Here is an 18,542-nt window from a genome sequence, read left to right as displayed (position 1 = left end):
GTCAGCCTTCCTGCGTCACGCGCAGGACCTCCTCCAGCGTGGTCACGCCCGCCACCGCCTTGGCGACACCGTCCTCGTACATGGTGCGCATGCCCTCGGCACGCGCCACGCGCTCGATCTCGCCGGCGTCGGCGCGCTGCATGATCAGCCGGCGCAGCGGGTCCGTCATCACCAGGAATTCCATGATCGCGCGGCGGCCCCGGTAGCCGGTGGGGTTGGCAGCGCTCACGCCGGGTTTCCACAGGCGGATCGGGCGTTCGCTGGTGTATTTCTCCAGCTCGAACTCGGCGATCACCTCGGGCGAGGGCTCGTACGCAGTCGCGGTTTCCGGATCCAGCCGGCGCACCAGTCGCTGCGCGAGGATGCCGTTGACGGTGGAACCGAGCAGGTAATCTTCCACGCCCATGTCGAGCAGGCGGGTGACGCCGCCGGACGCCGAGTTAGTGTGCAGCGTGGACAGCACCAGGTGGCCGGTGAGCGCGGACTGGATCGCGATGCGGCAGGTTTCCAAATCGCGCATTTCGCCGATCATGATCACGTCCGGATCCTGGCGCATGATCGAGCGCAGCGCGCCGGCGAAGTCCAGCCCGATCTGCGGCTTCACCTGGATCTGGTTGATGCCCTCGAGCTGATACTCGACCGGATCCTCGACGGTGATGATCTTCACGTCAGGCGTGTTGATCTGCGACAGCGCGGTGTACAGCGTGGTGGTCTTGCCCGAGCCGGTGGGGCCGGTCACCAGCAGAATGCCGTGCGGCCGCTGCAGCACGTCGACGAAGCGCTGCTGGAAGTTGTCGGTGAAGCCGAGCGAGGCGAAATCGAACACCACCGACTCGCGGTCCAGGATGCGCATCACCACCGACTCGCCGAACGCGGTCGGCACAGTGGACACGCGCAGGTCCAGCTCCTTGCCCTGCACGCGCAGCTGGATGCGCCCGTCCTGCGGCAGCCGGCGCTCGGCGATGTTGAGTTTGGCCATGATCTTGACGCGCGAGATCACCGCCGCAGTCGAGCTCGATGGCGGCGCCTCCACTTCATGCAGCACGCCGTCGATGCGATAACGCACCTTCAGCCGGTTCTCGAACGGCTCGATGTGCACGTCCGACGCGCGCTGCTCGACCGCGCGCTGCAGGATCAGGTTGACCAGGCGGATCACCGGGGCCTCGGAGGCGAGGTCGCGCAGGTGCTCCACGTCTTCTTCTTCGGCGTTGCTGCCGTCCATGTTCTCCACGATCGAGCCCATCGCCGAACGGCCCTGGCCGTAGTAGCGCTCGATCAGGTCGTCGATCTCCGAGCGCAGGCCGATGTACAGCGACACCGGCTTGCCGGCAGCCAGCTGCACGGCGTCGAGCGGGTAAGGGTCGGCCGGGTCGGAGACGATCAGGGCCAGACCATCGTCACCGTGGCGCATGGGCACCACGTGCTGCTGCTTCAGAAACCGGATGGAGACGTCCAGCTCGGCCGGCGGAAGATCCGGCGCGTCGCGCGTGGATACCAGCGGCGCATTCAACAGTTCAGACCAGGCCAGCGCCAGGTCGCGTTCGGACACCAGGCCGAGACGGGCCATCAGGCCGGTGAGGGTGCCCTCGGGCGCCTCTTCGTGCAGCCGCCGCGCGCGGGCCAGGTCACCGTCCTTGAGCGAGCCGCGCGACACCAGCAGCGCGCAGACGGCCGCTTCGCGGTCGTGGATGTCGCCTTGTCCTGCTTCCGCCGTCGCGCTCACTACTGCCGACATACACCCACCCCGATTGACTCCATTGCGCCGATTGCGTGTCCGGTCGTTGCCCCCGCGCCAACCAAGGGCGGCATTGTTAGCACATTCGGCCTGTCGCGGCAGGCGATCGGCCGGACAGGGTTCACAAACGAGCAGGCCGATATCCTCACGGATACCGGCCTGCTGCCCGTATGGGCGTTACGGCGGCGGTTTACCAGCCGATGCCCAGACCCACGCCTGCGCTGCCCTGGCCGCCGCTCACCGCGCCACCAAAGGTGACATTGGCGTTAGGTGCCACCTGGCGCGAGTAGCCCACGGCCAGCGCGGCGCGCTCGCCGTAGCCGCCGACGCCCACGCCGAGACGGTTCGGCTGGTTGATGCCCTGCGTGCTGAAGGCCATCTGCGACATGGCCGCGCCCATCGCACCGACCTGGTCCAGCCGGCGATCGACGGTGCGGAAGCGATCGTTGACGTCGTTGCGGAAGCTGTTGAAGTCAGCCTGGCTCACGCCGGTGGAGAGGAACTTCTGGTCTGCATAGGCCTTGGCCGCGCTCAGCGTCTGCACGTCACCGGCATCGGCATACGTCTTGGCGGTGGCGAGCGCCTCGTCGACCTGGCCGACGTTGGCTGCATCCGTTGCCTGCGTGCCGGCCGCCACGTTGGTGATCTGGCGCTGGCTGGCTGCCGTACCCACGGACACGGTATTGGCACGATTGGCCACCGAGCCCTGGCCCAGGGCCACCGCGTTGGCCGCCGTCACCGACGCACCCTGGCCCACCGCCGTACCCGAGGGTGCGCTCACCGATGCACTCTCGCCCACCGCCACGGCGTTGGTCGCGTTGGCTGCGATGGTGCTGTTGGCACCCACGGCCGTGCTGCCGTCGGCGTTGACCTTCGCATTGCCACCGATGGCGGTGTCATTGGGACCGGCTGCATAACTGTCGCCGCCCACGGCAGTGCCGTGGTCACCATCGGCCTGGGCGTTGGAGCCGATCGCCACGGCCTTGCTGCCGGTGCCTACCGAGGCCGGATCGCTGCCATCACCTGCGCCGTCGATAGCAGCATATTCATTGGTGATCGCCGCGTCGGCGAGGGCATCCAGTTGTGCCTGGATGTCGTCGATCCGGATCCCGTACGCCGCCAGCTGATCCATGTTCACCGCGTCAGTGCCATCCACACCGGCGGCGACGTTGACGATCCGGCGCTCGAGGCCGACGTCGCCCACAGACACCGTGTTGGCCTGATCGGCGTAGGAGCCTGCGCCGAGAGCGACGCTGTAATCCGCGTCCGCTTGTGCGGCGTCACCCAGTGCCACTGAATCGGCACCATTGGTGGTCGCTCCCACGCCCGCAGCGAGGGAGAAATCGCCTACTGCGGTTGCGCTGTAGCCGAGCCCGGTGGAAAGGAAGCCGACCGCGACGCTGTAGCCACCCACGGCCGTGGCCGCCGTACCCAGCGTGCCGCTGTTGAAACCGATGGCCACCGACTGCTGGGTGGTCGCGCCGCCGTAACCATTGGAGTCCTGGCTGCCGATTCCCACGGCATAGCTGCCGTCCGCGGCGCTGTCGGCGCCGAGCGCGGTGGCACTGAGGCCGGTGGCAACGGCATTGGTGCCGAGCGCCGTGGCCGAATCCGCCCCGGAGTAGGCGGCGCCGCCCAGCGACGTGGCGCCTGCGCCGATCGAGAAAGCACCGTTGCCGACCGAGGTGGCGTTGTCGCCGATGCCCGCAGACTGGTAGCCGAGCGCCATGGCACCGCGCCCTTCGGCCGCAGCCACGGAACCGAGCGCAATGGCACCCTCACCGGTGGCTTCGGTCGCCAGGAAGCCGTTGTCCGGATCGGGATCGCCACCACCGATGGCGATGCTGCCGCGGTCGGACGCCTGCGCGTTGGCACCCAGCGCCACGCTGTTGTAGCCGTCGGCACCCGCGTTGTAGCCGCCCGCGAAGGCGTTGTCGCCGGTGGCGTAGGAGAGCGCGCCGACCGCAGCACTGTTGGCACCGTCCGCGCCCGCGCCTGCGCCGAAGGCGCTGGCGCCGATGCCGCTGGCTTCGGTGGCGTAGGCCACGCCGTCCACCGTGTACACGCCGCCCAGCGCGGTGGTGTAGTCGGCCAGCGCATTGCTGCCCTGGCCCAGCGCGAGCGCCTGCAAGCCAGTAGCCACCGCATTGGCCCCCAGCGCGGTGGCGCCGGTGCCGGTCACGGTCTGGTTGCTGCCGCACGACACGGTGTCATCATCGGTCGGGACGGTCTGCGAACCCGAAGCGAGTACGCAGGCGTCGGGCGCCTGCTGGGCGTGCAGGCCGCCGACCGGTGCGATGCCGAGCACGCTGCCGACGAGCACGGCGCCGACCGCCGCAGCAAGCCGCTGGCGACGCGGCCCCTTGCCGCCGGAGCGCGCCAGCTCGCTGGCCACCACGACCGCGCCAAGAGCGCGGTTCCACACCTTGCGATAGATCTTGTTCATGGAAAATTCCTCGCAGCCGACCGGCCCGTCGTCGACGGGCGGTCATTGAATGGGGTGGGTCGCCGGCCGAAGCCGGCGGACCTGATTGGCGGGAGCGCTTATCGCGCGGTCGTGCAGCTCACGCCGACGGCAGTGAACGCCGCGGTGACGTCGGCGACCGGATAGCTGCGGTCACTGGCCGCCGATTCCACGCCGCAAGCGCCGCTGTTGAAGGTCTCGTTCGGACCCCAGTACAGGGCGTTGGCATCGTGGAACACCTCGAACGCCTTGCGCGTATCCCAGCCGGCGGTCCTGGCCAGGGTGCAGAACGCGCGGTTGTAGACGCCGCTGGAGTAGTGCACGTCGATGCCGCTGTAGTACTGGGAAGCCGTGTCGATCGAGTACCCATCGTTGCTGGGCGTGCACATGTCGCGCAGCGCGGCCAGGCCCAGCAGCGGCACGGTGGCTGGCTTGACGATGTCGGCACCGGTCATGAAGTCATTGCTGCCGCGGTCGTAGAACTTCACTGCCTCGCCGGCCATGTCCGAGAACGCCTCGTTCATGCCGCCGGACTGCGCGGTGTATTCCAGCCCGGCATGCTGCTCGGTGAAACCGTGGCTGATCTCGTGCCCGGTGATGTCCAGCACCACGAACGGATAGAAATACTGATCGCCATCGCCGAACACCATTTCACGGCCGTCCCAGAACGCGTTCTCGTAGTTGGTGCCGTAGTGCACCCACATCGACAGCTGCATCGGGGTGCTGCCGTCGGTGGTCAGCGCGGGCTCCGCGAACCAGTCGCGATACATGTTCTGCACGACGCCACCGAAGTGATGGGCGTCGTTGATCGCCGAGTACGCCCCGTTGATGGCATCACCGCTGCTGACGTAACGCGAGGGGTCGCTGCCGACGCAGCCGAACGACCACTGCACCACGCGCTGGCCGCCGGCGAGGTTGTAGGTCGCGACGTCGCCGTTCTTGAGGTAGCAGGTGCTGCCCGACTTCTGCGCGTCGAGCTTCTCCAGCCCCGGGCCGGAGCCATCGTAGAAATACGCGCCCGTAAGCTCGTTGCCACCGGGACCCGTGGCCAGCACGTCCACCGGTGCGGTACTGCCGCCGGGCGGCAGGCGGCCGGTGGTGAGGCCTTCCCACTGGCGGATCACCGCGCCGGTGTTGGCATCGACGATCGCGGTCGGCCGCGACATGTGGCCCTTCACCGGCACCAGGTAGGAGGTGCGGTAGGCGAGCGTGACGGCGCCGCCGGCCTTGGGATAGACGAACAGCGTGGCCTCGCCATTGCGCACACCCGGCGTGGCGAGCTGGCCCATGTGTCGCTTCAGGGCGGCCTGCGCCTGCACTGCGGTGAGCCGCGGAGCGACCGAGGCGAGCTGCTTGCCCGGGTCGCGTTGCGCCTGGCCCTTGACCGCCAGCACGTTGCCGGCGCGATCGCGCTCCACCACCAGGTGGCTGCCGTACACGGGCACGCCCCGGAAAGTCTGCTGCTCGCGCGTTTTCACCGTCCCGCGATGGGTGGCGAGGGCCTCGCGCCGGATCAGGCTGGTATTGGCACCCAGGCCGAGGCGACTAGCCAGCGGCGCGGCCGACAGGCGGCCCAGGCGGCCGGCCTCGATATGGCTGATGCCGGCGGCGCCGGCAACGGACGTACCGGCCACGCCGAGCACGGCCAGCATGGCGCCAATGAGTTTCTTCTGAAGCATGGAAATGTCCCCCAACGGATTCGGAACCGGGCGCCCCGACCTTGGGCCGGGCACGCAACCGGAGCGTGCGGTCACTGCCTTCCCCCCCGGAGAGATAGTGACCGCGGTCACACTAGGGAGCACCGCCGCAAACGGTCAACGCGAAAGATGCCTATGGGGTAAAGCGGTGCGCGCGCGTTATGGCGTGTGCATCGCCACGCGCGCGGGAGCTTGCGACAATCCGGGTATTTGCCTGTCCCAGGAATCGCGATGCTGCTCGACATCGGCGCCAACCTCACCCACGAATCCTTCGCCCATGACTTCGACGCCGTGCTGGCGCGCGCGCAGGCACACGGCGTGGCGCGGATGGTGGTGACCGGCGCCAGTGGCCCTGCCAGCCGTGACGCGTTGGCCGTGGCGCAGGCCCATCCTGGCGTGCTCTACGCCACGGCCGGCGTGCATCCACATCATGCGGTGGACTACGACGACGCCACCGACGCGCTGCTGCGCGAGCTGGCCGTGCATCCGCAGGTGCGTGCGGTGGGCGAGACCGGCCTGGACTATCACCGCAACTACTCGCCGCCGGACGTGCAGCGCCAGGTGTTCGAGCGGCAATTGCGGATCGCCGCCGAACTGGGCAAGCCGTTGTTCCTGCACCAGCGGGACGCGCATGGGGACTTCCTTGCGCTGCTCAGGCGTTTCCGGGACAAGGTGCCGGCCGTGGTCGTGCACTGCTTTACCGATACCGCCGAGGCGCTGCGCGACTATCTCGCGCTGGACTGCCACATCGGTATCACCGGCTGGATCTGCGACGAGCGCCGCGGCACCCATCTGCGCGAACTGGTCAGGGACATTCCCGCGGACCGGCTGATGATCGAGACCGATGCGCCCTACCTGCTGCCGCGCACCGTGCGCCCGCTGCCTGCGCACCGCCGCAACGAGCCGATGTACCTGAGGCACATCGCCGAAGAAATAGCTCGTGATCGCGGTGAGTCCTTCGAGGCGCTCGCCGCGCACACCACGGCCACGGCAGAGAGGTTTTTCGGCCTGTCTCCGCAGTCTTAGCGACCGGCCGGCAAGACTACGCCAGGCGCGACAGGGCGACGTCAGCGCGCATCAGTAAAGCAAGGGCGGCGCGGCGCGCCTCCATCGACGCGGCGGGTTCGAGCGCGTCGCCCGGCGCTGCCGTGGCATGGTGCTGCGTCGCCGCGACCTGACAAGCAGCAGCCACGTGGCGGCTACGCATGTACCGCATCAGGCGGTGAGCACGCGGGTCTGCCCCGGCGGCAGTGCGTCCAGCGCGTGGTCGCCGATCCGTTCGCGAATCAGTCGCAAGGTGGGAAAGCCGACCGCCGCGGTCATCCGGCGCACCTGCCGGTTGCGGCCCTCGCGCAGCGTGAGGCGCAACCAGCTGGTCGGGATCGTCTGGCGAAAGCGCACCGGCGGATCGCGCGGCCACAGCCAGTCCGGTTCGCAAGCGTGCTCGGCACCGGCCGGCAGCGTGGGGCCATCCTTCAGCGCCACGCCGCGGCGCAGCGCGGCTATCGCCGCATCGGTGATCGCGCCATCCACCTGCACCAGGTAGGTCTTGGGCTGCTTGTGCCCAGGGTCGGTGAGCCGGTGCGCCAGGGCGCCGTCATCGGTGAGCAGCAGCAGTCCCTCGCTGTCCTGATCAAGACGGCCGGCGGCGTAGACGCCTTTCTGCGCAACGTAATCGGCCAAGGTGCGGCGGCCGGCCTGGTCGGTGAACTGGCACAGCACGCCATACGGCTTGTTCAACGCGATCAGCACGTCCCGCGGATCATTGCACCGACGACGACGCCGCCGGTGCATCCGGCTTCACGAAGCGCAGCGTCATGCGGTCGGACTCGCCGATGGCCTGGTACTTCGCCCGATCCACATCGCCCAGCGTGAGCGTCGGCGGCAACGTCCACACCCCCTCGGCGTAATCCTTGGTGTCGGCCGGATTGGCGTTGATTTCGCTCGTACCTTCCAGGGTGAAGCCGGCGTCGGTCGCGAGCTTCACCACGCTGGCGGTAGGCAGGTAACCGCTGGACTTGACCTTGGCCAGTGCGGTGCCGTCGGCGGCACGGTGGTCGACCACGCCGAGCACGCCGCCCGGGCGCAGCACGTTGTAGAAGGCCTTGAACATCGCCGGGGCGGTGTCGGCCATCACCCAGTTGTGCACGTTGCGGAACGTCAGCACCACATCGGCGCTGCCCGGGGCGCCGAGCACCGGAGCCTTCGGATCGAAGGTGACGATGGTGGCCCGGCCGTAGGCAGTCGCGTCGGCGGCGAAGCGGCGCTGCAGGCTGGTGCTTCCAGGCTTGCCCGGCGGCGGCGCGGCCACCGCGGCAACGTATTGGCCGTTGTCGCGCAGGAGCGGGGCCAGGATCGCGCTGTACCAGCCGCCGCCCGGGGTGATTTCCACCACCGTCTGGTCCGGCCGCACGCCCAGGAACTGCAGCGTCTGCTTGGGGTGGCGATAACGATCGCGCGCTCGCTCGACATCCGGACGCCAGCGGCCGGCAAGCACCCGATCGAGCTGGTCGGCGGTGAAGTCCTGCGCGCTGGTAGGCGGCACCAGCTGATCGGCCGGCTGATCCTGTGCCGATGCGCCGGCATCGGCCACCCCCTGCGCACTGGCCGGTGCGGCGAGCGCCACGGTGCATGCAGCGGCGGCCAGCCAGCTGCCCGGGAAACGTGATGTCATGGATGGCTCCGTGTTGAATGACGCCGGTAGCGTCTACCCCGCCGCGCACGCTGCCGGCGCCAGGGTGACGACAATGTGCAGATACGTGCCGTTGCCAGGCTCGGACGCGGGCACATGCGCCGGACCGGCGCCGAAACCCGCTCGGCGGATTCTAGCGAGGAACCACCTTGCCCGCGCGACGCCCGCAGCCGCGCAGGCCGGGCGGTTGATTAGTACTTGATCACGGAGCGGATCACCTTGCCCTGGTGCATCAGGTCGAAAGCGCGGTTGATGTCCTCCAGCGGCATCACTTCGGTGATCATCTCGTCGATCTTGATCTCGCCCTGCATGTAGCGCTCGACGTAACCCGGCAGCTGGCTGCGGCCCTTCACCCCGCCGAAGGCCGAACCGCGCCACACGCGGCCGGTGACCAGCTGGAACGGACGGGTGGAGATCTCCTGTCCCGCGCCGGCCACGCCGATGATGACCGACTCGCCCCAGCCCTTGTGGCAGCACTCCAGCGCCGAGCGCATCACGTGGACGTTGCCGATGCACTCGAACGAGTAGTCGACGCCGCCGTTGGTCATGTCGACGATGACCTGCTGGATCGGGGTGTCCGGGTAGTCCTTCGGGTTGACGAAGTCGGTTGCGCCCAGCGCCTTGGCCATTTCCCACTTGGACGGGTTCAGATCCACGCAGATGATCCGCGCCGCCTTGGCCATCACCGCGCCCTGCACCACCGACAGGCCGATGCCGCCCATGCCGAACACGGCCACGCTGGAGCCGGGCGTCACCTTGGCCGTGTTGAGCACGGCGCCGATGCCGGTGGTGATGCCACAGCCGAGCAGGCACACCTTGTCCAGCGGCGCGGCGGGATTGATCTTGGCCAGCGAGATCTCCGGCAGCACGGTGTACTCGGAGAACGTGCTGGTGCCCATGTAGTGCAGGATGGTCTTGCCGTCGACCGAGAAGCGCGAGGTGCCGTCCGGCATCAGGCCCTTGCCCTGGGTCACGCGGATCTTCTGGCACAGGTTGGTCTTGCCCGAGCGGCAGTACTCGCACTCGCCGCACTCGGGCGTGTACAGCGGGATCACGTGATCGCCCACCTTAAGCGAGGTGACGCCCTCGCCCACTTCCTCGACGATGCCGCCGCCCTCGTGGCCCAGGATCACCGGGAACGCGCCCTCGGGATCGTCGCCGGACAAGGTGTAGGCATCGGTGTGGCACACGCCGGTGGCGACGATGCGCACCAGCACCTCGCCGGCCTTCGGTCCCTGCACGTCGACCTGTTCGATGCTCAGCGGCTTGCCTGCTTCCCAGGCGACGGCGGCGCGTGACTTCATGGGGATGTTTCCTCGGAGTGGGGTAAATGCGGGGCCGGCCGATGTCGCGGGACGAGCCGCGCGGCGCGGCCTGGAAGTCTAGCAAGCCGTCTGCGCCCCACGCGGCGTTGCGACCATCGACCTTGGTCAGGGCCGGGCTGCGCTTGATCGACCGCGCCCGGCACCCACGTACAGAGATTGCCATCCTGACGAGAGAGGTCTGCCATGCAGCGACGCACCCTGGGTCGTTCCCCACTCCAAGTCGCCCCGCTCGCCTTCGGCGGCAACGTCTTCGGCTGGAGCGTCGACGAGGCGCGCTCGTTCGAGCTGCTCGATGCTTTCGTCGATGCCGGCTTCAACCTCATCGACACCGCCGACATGTATTCCTCGTGGGCGCCGGGCAACCGGGGCGGCGAATCGGAGACGATCATCGGCAAGTGGCTCAAGCGCAGCGGCAAGCGCGAGCAGGTGGTGATCGCCACCAAGGTGGCCAAATGGAGCGAACAGCCGGGGCTGTCGCCGGTGAACATCCAGCAGGCGGTGGAGGGGTCGCTCAAGCGCCTGCAGGTGGACTGCATCGACCTGTACCAGGCGCACGAGGACGATGCCAGCGTGCCGCTGGCCGATACGCTGGGCGCATTCGCGCGGCTGATCGAACAGGGCAAGGTACGCACGATCGGCACCTCCAACTATTCGGCCGACCGCCTGGCTGAAGCGCTGGCGGTGTCGCGCGAGCATGGCCTGCCGCGTTACGAAAGCCTGCAGCCGGAATACAACCTTGCCGACCGTGCCGGCTACGAAACCGCGCTGGAACCGCTGGTGCAACGCGAACAGCTCGGCGTGATCAGTTACTTCTCGCTCGCAAGCGGCTTTCTCAGCGGCAAGTACCGCGGCGAGGCCGACCTTGCCAAGAGCACGGCGCGCGGCGGCGCGGTGAAGAAATACCTCACGCCGCGCGGCCTGAAGCTCCTCGACTCGCTCGATGCTGCCGCAAGCGCCCACGGCGCCACGCCGGCGCAGGTGGCGCTGGCCTGGCTGATGGCCCGTCCCGGCATCACCGCGCCAATCGCCAGCGCCACCAGCGTGGAACAGCTGCACGAACTGCTCGGTGCAGCGCAGCTGGTGCTGTCGCCGCAAGAGATCGCGGCACTGGACCGCGCCAGCGCCTAGCTCCCGCCTCAGCGCCCCGGCGGCGCTGTCGCGGCGGTCGACGCCGCGGGGGCCATGCCGCCGGTGTCGGCATCATCCGGCGCCGGCACCTCGTCGGGCGCGGTCACGGTGTAGCCGCGTGCACGCAAGCCCGGCAGCGCACTCTGCGGCCCGATCAACGCCTCCAGCGGCAGCACGGCGAAGCTTTGTGCATGGTCGAGCAGTGCCTTGTCCGCCGCGGACAGCCAGGTGTCACGCACCCGCGCGGGGAGATCGGCCAGCCCCAGCTGGCGCGCGAAGCCGGCTTCGGTGATCGCCTCCAGGCAAGCCTGCCGCGCACCATCGGCCGGCAACGCGCGCAGCGCGTCGAGGTCGCCGGTGGCCCACGCGTTGGCCCGTGCGCGGATCAGCGGCAGCTCGGTTTCCAGGCCGCTCACCGCGCGGTGGAAGCATTCCAGATCGTTCGGACCGCTGCGGGTGAACGCCTTGATTGCGCCGCGCAGATCGTCCACCTTCAGGTGGTAGGTCACGTTGATCAGCGGTATGTCGTGGCGGCGGGCCAGGTCGCGTACGGTGTCGGTGACGCTGGCCTTGCTGTCCAGGTCGCTCTTCTTCAGCGCTTTGCGGTACAGCTCCAGGGCGGCGAACAGCGGCCGCCAGCGCTCGACGCCGCCGTCGCGGCCGATGTACTTCGCCTTCAGCACCTGCCAGCGGGCGTAGTCGTCGGCACTGACCAGATCGACCAGCCGTGCGCCGTCCGGATTCTTCCGCGCCTTGAGCAGCGACGGCAGCAGGAACAACTTGCCGAAGAAGCCCACCTCGGTATCGAGCTTCGCCCCCGGCGAGCCCAGCACCACCTGCGAGTCCGCGATGGCCTGTTCAACGTCCGCCGTCTGCCACTGCATCTTCTCCGGCAGCGGCGAGAGCGTGGCAAGGATCCACAGCACGTGACCGCCCCGCCGCACCTGCCACAGGCCCGGGCCGGGCTGCACTCCGTTCACCGTCACCGCGTCCAGTTCGGTCACGCTGCCCGCCGGTACCGGCGCTGTCTGCGCGCGCGCGAGCAGCGGAACCAGCAGCAACGTGGCGAGTGCGAGCGCGCGAATGGGAGTGGGCATCAGATGTCCTTTCAGGTCGCAACCCGCGCTGGCGACGGGAACAGCTCCGACCGCCGCGCGATACGCAGGTTCCGCTGGGCCGACGATCCGCATCCCGGCTCCGGCCTTACCCCATGAAAAAGGGAGCGCCCGCAGGCGCTCCCTTTTGCTGGCCCTTTTCCGAGCTCAGCCCAGCGCGGCCAACGCCTCGTTGAAGGTGCGGCTGGGGCGCATTGCCTCGCGCACGCGCGCCAGATCCGGGTGGTAGTAGCCGCCTATATCCACCGGCTTGCCCTGGGCAGCGTTGAGCTCGGCGATGATGGTCGCCTCCCGCTCCACCAGCGCCCGGGCCAGCGGCGCGAAAGTGGCCTTGAGCGCGGCATCCTCGTCCTGCCCGGCCAGTGCCTGCGCCCAGTACTGGGCCAGATAGAAATGGGTGCCGCGGTTGTCGAGCTGCCCCACTTTGCGGGCCGGCGAGCGGTTGTGGTCCAGGATCTGGCTGTTGGCACGGTCCAGCGCGTCGGCCAGCACCTTGGCGCGGGCGTTGCCCGTGGCTTCGCCGACGAACTCCAGCGACGCCTGCAGCGCGAGGAACTCGCCCAGCGAATCCCAGCGCAAGTAATCCTCCTCGACGAACTGCTGCACGTGCTTGGGCGCCGAGCCGCCCGCGCCGGTCTCGAACAGGCCGCCGCCGGCCATCAGCGGCACGATGGAGAGCATCTTGGCGCTGGTGCCGAGCTCCATGATCGGGAACAGGTCGGTGAGGTAGTCGCGCAGCACGTTGCCGGTGACCGAGATGGTGTCCTCGCCCTTGCGGATGCGCGCGAGCGACAGCGCCATGGCGTCCACCGGCGACAGGATGCGGATGTCGAGACCGGCGGTGTCGTGATCCTTCAGATAGCGCTCGACCTTGGCGATCACCTGCGCATCGTGCGCGCGGTCGGCGTCCAGCCAGAACACCGCCGGCGTGTTCGACAGCCGGGCGCGGCTGACCGCGAGCTTGACCCAGTCCTGGATCGGCGCGTCTTTGGTCTGGCACATGCGCCAGATGTCGCCCGCCTCCACCGCGTGCTCGAACACCACGCGGCCGTCAGCGTCGGTGACGCGCACGGTGCCGGCGGTGGCGATCTGGAAGGTCTTGTCGTGCGAGCCGTACTCCTCGGCCTTCTGCGCCATCAGGCCCACGTTGGGCACCGAGCCCATGGTGGCCGGATCGAACGCGCCGTGTGCGCGGCAATCGTCCAGCACTGCCTGGTAGATGCCGGCGTAGCTGCGGTCGGGAATCAGCGCCACGGTGTCCTGCAGTTCGCCCTTGGCGTTCCACATCTTGCCGGAGTCGCGGATCATCGCGGGCATCGAGGCGTCGACAATCACGTCCGACGGCACGTGCAGGTTGGTGATGCCCTTGTCGGAGTTCACCATGGCCAGCGCCGGGCGCCGGGCGTACTCGTCGGCGAGATCGGCCTTGATCGCGGCTTGCTGATCTTCCGGCAGCGATCCCAGGCGCGCATAGAGATCGCCGATGCCGTTGTTGCGGTCAAAGCCGATCTGCTCCAGCTCGGCGGCATGCCTGGCCAGCACGTCCTTGTAGAACTCGCCCACCACCACACCGAACATGATCGGGTCGGAGACCTTCATCATGGTCGCCTTCAGGTGCAGCGAGAACAGCACGCCCTCGTCCTTCACCCGCGCAATCTCGGCCTGGACGAAACGCGCCAGTGCAGCGCGGCTCATCACCGCCGCGTCGACGATCTCGCCGGCCTTCACCGCGACCTTTTCCTTCAGCACGCTGACCGCGCCGTCGGCGCCGTGCAGCTCGATCTTCAGCACGCCGGCCTTGTCCAGCGTGGCGGACTTCTCGCTGCCGTAGAAATCGCCGCCGTCCATGTGCGCCACGCGACTCTTCGACTCCTTGCTCCAGGCGCCCATCTTGTGCGGGTGCTTGCGGGCGTAGCTCTTCACCGAAGGCGGCGCGCGGCGGTCGGAATTACCCTCGCGCAGCACCGGGTTGACGGCGCTGCCCTTGACCTTGTCGTAGCGCGCGCGGATGTTCCACAGTTCGACGTCGCCGTGCGGCTCGTCCGGGTACTCCGGCAGCGCGTAGCCCTGCGCCTGCAACTCCTTGATCGCGGCCTTCAGCTGCGGCACCGAGGCGCTGATATTGGGCAACTTGATGATGTTGGCCGCGGGCGTGGTGGCCAGGTCGCCGAGCTCGGCCAGATCGTCGGCAATGCGCTGGTCCTCCCGCAGCGACTCGGGGAACTGCGCCAGGATCCGCCCCGCCAGCGATATGTCGCGCGTCTCCACGGCAATGCCTGCCGTTGCGGCGAAAGCCTGCACGACCGGCAGCAGCGACTGCGTGGCCAGGAATGGCGCTTCGTCGGTGAGCGTGTAGATGATCTTGGGGGTATCGGACATGGGGCTGGAAACCTGCGCAGTGGTGGTGGGTGGCGTGGGTCAGCCGCAAACCATGGAGGCTGGGCTGCGGTTACGCAAGTCTGGCCGGCCCTGCCGCCGGTCAGCCTCCGGATCATCGGTGTGGTGACGCGAAGCCGCTCGGCACCGGCGCGGCGCCGTTGCTGCGGCGCAGCAGGTAACGACACCCGTCATCGCACTGCCATCGGGTGATGCGACCTATGTCGAGTGGCACGGCCCGGGGGGCGACGCCATGATCCGGATGCTGCGCGTCCCTGTCGGGAATCCGGGCGCGCACACCCATTTTTCCACCAAGCAGGGGAGAAGCTTATGGCCAGTGTGCCGGCGGCAGGCGAGACCACGGGCCGGGGGGGCTCGGCGGGATTCTTGGCAAGGGAAAGCACCATTGCGGGGCCGAACTACAACCGATGGTGGGTGGTGCCGGCGGCGCTGGCGATCCACCTGTGCATCGGCATGGCGTACGGCTTCTCGGTGTTCTGGCTGCCGATGAGCAAGTTGCTCACCGAAGCCGACCCGGCCATGTGCTCCAGCCTGAGCTTCATGGGCGCGCTCACCACCACCAGTTGCAACTGGACGGTGCCGCAGGTGACGCACATCTTCGAGACCTTCATCGCCATGCTCGGCATCTCCGCCGCGCTCTGGGGCGGCTGGCTTGAACACGCCGGTCCGCGCAAGGCCGGCGTGATCGCAGCCATCTGCTGGGGCGGCGGTCTGGTGGTGGGCGGCATCGGTGTGTCGATGCATCAGCTGTGGCTGGTCTACCTCGGCTGCGGCGTGCTCGGCGGCGTCGGCCAGGGCCTGGGCTACATCACCCCGGTGTCGACGCTGATCAAGTGGTTCCCGGACCGTCGCGGCATGGCGACCGGCTTCGCCATCATGGGTTACGGCGGTGGCGCCATGGTGGGCGCTCCGCTGGCCGTGGCGCTGATGAAGCATTTCTCGGCCGGCGGTGGCCAGGGCGTGGCCTCCACGCTGATGGTGATGGGCGTGCTGTACGTCATCATCATGGCGTTGGGCGCGATGGGTTTCCGCGTGGCCCCCACGGGCTGGAAGCCGGCCGGCTGGGTGCCCAAGGCGTCCAACGACAGCGCCATGATCACCAAGCGCCACGTGCACCTGAACCGGGCGTGGAAGACCCCGCAGTTCTGGCTGGTGTGGGGCGTGCTGTTCCTCAACGTGACGGCCGGCATCGCGGTGATCTCGATGGCCAGCCCGATGCTGCAGGACGTGTTCGGCGGCAAGCTCGCCGGCCTGACCGAGGCGGCGGCGGACCTCACGCCGGCGCAGAAGGCGGCGGTGGTGGCAGCGGCAGCCGGCCTGGTCGGCCTGATCAGCCTGTTCAACAGCCTCGGCCGCCTGTTCTGGGCCTCGCTGTCGGACAAGATCGGCCGCAAGAACACCTACTTCACGTTCTTCATCCTCGGCATCATCGTGTACTGCCTGCTGCCGACCTGGGGTCATCTGGGCATGGCCGGCCTGTTCGTCATCTCGATTTGCGTGATCCTGAGCATGTACGGCGGTGGTTTTGCCACGGTGCCGGCCTATCTGGCGGACCTGTTCGGTACCCAGATGGTGGGCGCGATCCACGGCCGGCTGCTCACGGCATGGTCGGCGGCCGGCATTTTCGGCCCGTTCCTGATCGCCGCGATCCGCCAGGCCCAGCTCGATGCCGGCGTGGCCAAGACGCTGGTGTACGACCGCACGCTGTACATCATGGCCGGCCTGCTGTTCGTCGGCCTGATCTGCAACCTGCTGGTGCGGCCGGTCAAGGAATCGGTGTTCATGACCGAGGACGAGCTCGCCCGCGAGCGCTCCCTGCAGCACGAGGCGACCGGCAGCAGCGGCAATGCCGAGACGGCGGCACGCGGTGACTTCGGTGTCGCAGGCGTGATCTTCTGGCTGGCGGTAGGTGTACCGTTCCTGATCGGTCTGTACATCGCTCTGGCCAAGGCAGCTGCCCTGTTCTGAAAGGCTTGATTCCCATGAAGCACGCGGCACGCGCGGATTCCGGTCCGCAGGAAAACACCAAGTGGCTCTCGCCACAGAGTCACGCCGCGGTACTTGAAGTGACGGCCCGGCTGAAGGATCAGCCGGGCGCCCTGCTGCCGATCCTGCACGGTGTGCAGGAGGCGCTGGGCCACGTACCGGAGGGCGCCATTCCACTGATCGCCCGCGAGCTCAACCTCTCGCGGGCGGACGTGCACGGAGTGGTCAGCTTCTATCATTTCTTTCGCACGCAGCCCGGCGGGCGTCAGGTGCTGTACCTGTGCCGTGCCGAGTCGTGCCAGGCGATGGGCGCGGCTGCGCTCGAGACGCATGTTAAACAGCGCCTCGGCATCGATTTCCACGAAACCACGCCCGACGGTGCGGTGACGCTGGAGCCGGTCTACTGCCTGGGCAACTGTGCCTGCTCGCCGGCGATGCTGGTGGACGAGGAACTGCACGGCCGGGTCACCCCCGAGCGGTTCGATGCCTGGCTGAAGACGGCCCGGGAGGCCACATGAGTTTTACCGTCTACGTTCCGCGCGACGCCGGCGCTCTCTCGCTGGGCGCCGAGGCCACGGCGGCGGCCATTGCCGCCGAGGCCGGCCGTCGCGGGCTCGATGTCACCATGGTGCGCAACGGCTCGCGCGGCCTGTATTGGCTTGAGCCGATGGTGGAGGTGGTCACCGACGCCGGCCGCGTGGCTTATGGGCCGGTGCAGGCCGAGGACGTGGCCAGCCTGTTCGACGCCGACTTCCTGCACGGCGGCGCGCATGCCCTGGGCCATGGCCCCACCGAGCAGATCCCGTACCTGGCCAGGCAGGAGCGGCTGACCTTCGCCCGCGTCGGCATCGTCGATCCTCGCAGCCTGTCGGACTACTGCGACCACGGCGGCTACCGCGGGCTGGACAACGCACTGCGCATGGCGCCGGCAGAGATCGTGCAGGCGGTGACCGACTCCGGCCTGCGCGGCCGTGGCGGTGCGGCGTTCCCCGCCGGCATCAAGTGGAAGACCTGCCACGACGCACCGGCTGACCAGAAGTACATCGTGGCCAACGCCGACGAGGGCGACTCGGGCACCTTCGCCGACCGCATGGTGATGGAGGGTGACCCGTTCGTGCTGATCGAGGGCATGACGATTGCCGGCCTCGCCGTGGGCGCCACGCAGGGCTACATCTATCTGCGCTGCGAGTACCCGCACGCCCGCGACGCGCTGAACGCGGCGATCGCCGCGGCGCAGGCCGGCGGCTACCTCGGCAACGACATCCGCGGCAGCGGCAGGAGCTTCCATCTGGAAGTCCGCATGGCAGCTGGCGCCTACATCTGCGGCGAGGAAACCTCGCTGCTCGAGTCGCTGGAGGGCAAGCGCGGCCAGGTGCGCTTCAAGCCGCCGCTGCCGGCGATCGAGGGCCTGTTCGGCAAGCCCACGGTAATCAACAACGTGGTCACGCTGGCGTCGGTACCGATCATCCTGGACAAGGGCGGCGCCTTCTATCGCGACTTCGGCATGGGCCGCTCGCGCGGCACGCTGCCGTTCCAGCTGGCCGGCAATCTCAAGCATGCCGGGCTGGTGGAGAAGGCGTTCGGCGTGACCCTGCAGGAGCTGCTGGTGGATTTCGGCGGCGGCAGCGTCAGCGGGCGCCCGCTCAAGACCGTGCAGCTCGGTGGCCCGCTGGGCGCCTATATTCCGCCATCGCGCTTCGACACGCCGATGGATTACGAGGCGTTCGCCGCCATCGGCGGCATGGTCGGCCACGGCGGCCTGGTGGCGTTCGACGACAGCGTGGACATGGCTGCCCAGGCCCGCTACGCCATGGAGTTCTGCGCGATTGAGTCGTGCGGCAAATGCACGCCTTGCCGCATCGGCTCCACCCGCGGCGTGGAGGTGATCGACAGGATCGTCGCCGGCGAGCGGCGGGCCGAGAACCTGGAGCTGCTGAACGACCTCTGTGATACGATGAAGGTCGGATCGCTCTGCGCCCTCGGCGGCCTGACGCCCCTGCCGG

Annotated in this window: 13 protein-coding genes; 5 read left to right on the top strand and 8 right to left on the bottom strand. The window is 68.5% G+C overall.

The features are described 5' to 3' along the window. Position 1: 1 nt before the first annotated feature. The 3 genes from gspE to VFG40_RS03775 all read right to left on the bottom strand — a co-directional run bounded on the left by gspE (position 2) and on the right by VFG40_RS03775 (position 5,878). Positions 2-1,735, bottom strand: a complete 1,734-nt coding sequence (gene gspE, locus VFG40_RS03785) for a type II secretion system ATPase GspE (protein ID WP_324895072.1) — start codon at positions 1,733-1,735, stop codon at positions 2-4. A 190-nt stretch (positions 1,736-1,925) separates the two neighbouring features. Next, positions 1,926-4,181: an ESPR-type extended signal peptide-containing protein gene (locus tag VFG40_RS03780; protein WP_324895070.1), complete on the bottom strand. Its 2,256-nt coding sequence runs from the start codon at positions 4,179-4,181 to the stop codon at positions 1,926-1,928. A 98-nt stretch (positions 4,182-4,279) separates the two neighbouring features. Then, positions 4,280-5,878, bottom strand: coding sequence for a M4 family metallopeptidase (locus tag VFG40_RS03775; protein WP_324895068.1), 1,599 nt, complete (start codon positions 5,876-5,878; stop codon positions 4,280-4,282). Positions 5,879-6,127: 249 nt separating this feature from the next. On the opposite strand from VFG40_RS03775, the gene VFG40_RS03770 reads away from it, so the two are divergent. Further along, positions 6,128-6,922, top strand: a complete 795-nt coding sequence (locus VFG40_RS03770; RefSeq protein WP_324895066.1) for a TatD family hydrolase — start codon at positions 6,128-6,130, stop codon at positions 6,920-6,922. A gap of 189 nt (positions 6,923-7,111) precedes the next feature. Here VFG40_RS03770 and VFG40_RS03765 read toward each other — a convergent pair whose 3' ends face one another. From VFG40_RS03765 to VFG40_RS03755, 3 genes are all read right to left on the bottom strand, one after another. Beyond that, a complete protein-coding gene (locus tag VFG40_RS03765) occupies positions 7,112-7,648 on the bottom strand; it encodes a pseudouridine synthase (RefSeq protein WP_324895064.1) in 537 nt (178 codons plus the stop codon). Between the two features lie 10 nt (positions 7,649-7,658). Next, entirely contained in the window at positions 7,659-8,570 is a 912-nt protein-coding gene (locus VFG40_RS03760; RefSeq protein ID WP_324895062.1) for a class I SAM-dependent methyltransferase, read from the bottom strand. Positions 8,571-8,779: 209 nt separating this feature from the next. Then, a complete protein-coding gene (locus VFG40_RS03755; RefSeq protein WP_324895060.1) occupies positions 8,780-9,892 on the bottom strand; it encodes an S-(hydroxymethyl)glutathione dehydrogenase/class III alcohol dehydrogenase in 1,113 nt (370 codons plus the stop codon). Positions 9,893-10,096: 204 nt separating this feature from the next. Here VFG40_RS03755 and VFG40_RS03750 point away from each other — a divergent pair, with 204 nt between their 5' ends. Beyond that, complete coding sequence (locus VFG40_RS03750) at positions 10,097-11,041, top strand: aldo/keto reductase (protein WP_324895058.1); 945 nt, start codon at positions 10,097-10,099, stop codon at positions 11,039-11,041. Positions 11,042-11,049: 8 nt separating this feature from the next. Here VFG40_RS03750 and VFG40_RS03745 read toward each other — a convergent pair whose 3' ends face one another. Together VFG40_RS03745 and VFG40_RS03740 are read right to left on the bottom strand one after the other, a co-directional pair. Then, positions 11,050-12,138 (bottom strand): TraB/GumN family protein, encoded by a 1,089-nt coding sequence (locus VFG40_RS03745; protein WP_324895056.1) that lies wholly within the window; start codon positions 12,136-12,138, stop codon positions 11,050-11,052. Positions 12,139-12,303: 165 nt separating this feature from the next. Beyond that, the gene (locus tag VFG40_RS03740) at positions 12,304-14,535 is read right to left on the bottom strand and encodes an NADP-dependent isocitrate dehydrogenase (protein ID WP_324895054.1); all 2,232 of its coding nucleotides are present in this window, start codon (positions 14,533-14,535) and stop codon (positions 12,304-12,306) included. Positions 14,536-14,862: 327 nt separating this feature from the next. On the opposite strand from VFG40_RS03740, the gene VFG40_RS03735 reads away from it, so the two are divergent. The 3 genes from VFG40_RS03735 to VFG40_RS03725 all read left to right on the top strand — a co-directional run. Further along, positions 14,863-16,521: an OFA family MFS transporter gene (locus VFG40_RS03735; RefSeq protein ID WP_324895052.1), complete on the top strand. Its 1,659-nt coding sequence runs from the start codon at positions 14,863-14,865 to the stop codon at positions 16,519-16,521. A 14-nt stretch (positions 16,522-16,535) separates the two neighbouring features. Beyond that, complete coding sequence (locus VFG40_RS03730; RefSeq protein WP_324895050.1) at positions 16,536-17,057, top strand: formate dehydrogenase subunit gamma; 522 nt, start codon at positions 16,536-16,538, stop codon at positions 17,055-17,057. Beyond that, positions 17,054-18,542 (top strand): formate dehydrogenase beta subunit (locus tag VFG40_RS03725; RefSeq protein ID WP_324895048.1); only part of this gene is annotated, 1,489 nt, incomplete at its 3' end. The genes VFG40_RS03730 and VFG40_RS03725, both read left to right, overlap by 4 nt.

Source organism: Dyella sp. (genome assembly GCF_035685805.1).
Classification (GTDB): Bacteria; Pseudomonadota; Gammaproteobacteria; order Xanthomonadales; family Rhodanobacteraceae; genus Dyella_A.
Note: the sequence above shows the minus strand (reverse complement) of the source record. Positions and strands in the feature narration are given on the sequence as shown.

Coding starts and splice junctions, on each gene's coding strand:
- gspE (WP_324895072.1), bottom strand. CDS start 1,735: ATGTCGGCAGTAGTGAGCGCGACGGCGGAAGCAGGACAAGGCGACATC.
- VFG40_RS03780 (WP_324895070.1), bottom strand. CDS start 4,181: ATGAACAAGATCTATCGCAAGGTGTGGAACCGCGCTCTTGGCGCGGTC.
- VFG40_RS03775 (WP_324895068.1), bottom strand. CDS start 5,878: ATGCTTCAGAAGAAACTCATTGGCGCCATGCTGGCCGTGCTCGGCGTG.
- VFG40_RS03770 (WP_324895066.1), top strand. CDS start 6,128: ATGCTGCTCGACATCGGCGCCAACCTCACCCACGAATCCTTCGCCCAT.
- VFG40_RS03760 (WP_324895062.1), bottom strand. CDS start 8,570: ATGACATCACGTTTCCCGGGCAGCTGGCTGGCCGCCGCTGCATGCACC.
- VFG40_RS03755 (WP_324895060.1), bottom strand. CDS start 9,892: ATGAAGTCACGCGCCGCCGTCGCCTGGGAAGCAGGCAAGCCGCTGAGC.
- VFG40_RS03750 (WP_324895058.1), top strand. CDS start 10,097: ATGCAGCGACGCACCCTGGGTCGTTCCCCACTCCAAGTCGCCCCGCTC.
- VFG40_RS03745 (WP_324895056.1), bottom strand. CDS start 12,138: ATGCCCACTCCCATTCGCGCGCTCGCACTCGCCACGTTGCTGCTGGTT.
- VFG40_RS03740 (WP_324895054.1), bottom strand. CDS start 14,535: ATGTCCGATACCCCCAAGATCATCTACACGCTCACCGACGAAGCGCCA.
- VFG40_RS03735 (WP_324895052.1), top strand. CDS start 14,863: ATGGCCAGTGTGCCGGCGGCAGGCGAGACCACGGGCCGGGGGGGCTCG.
- VFG40_RS03730 (WP_324895050.1), top strand. CDS start 16,536: ATGAAGCACGCGGCACGCGCGGATTCCGGTCCGCAGGAAAACACCAAG.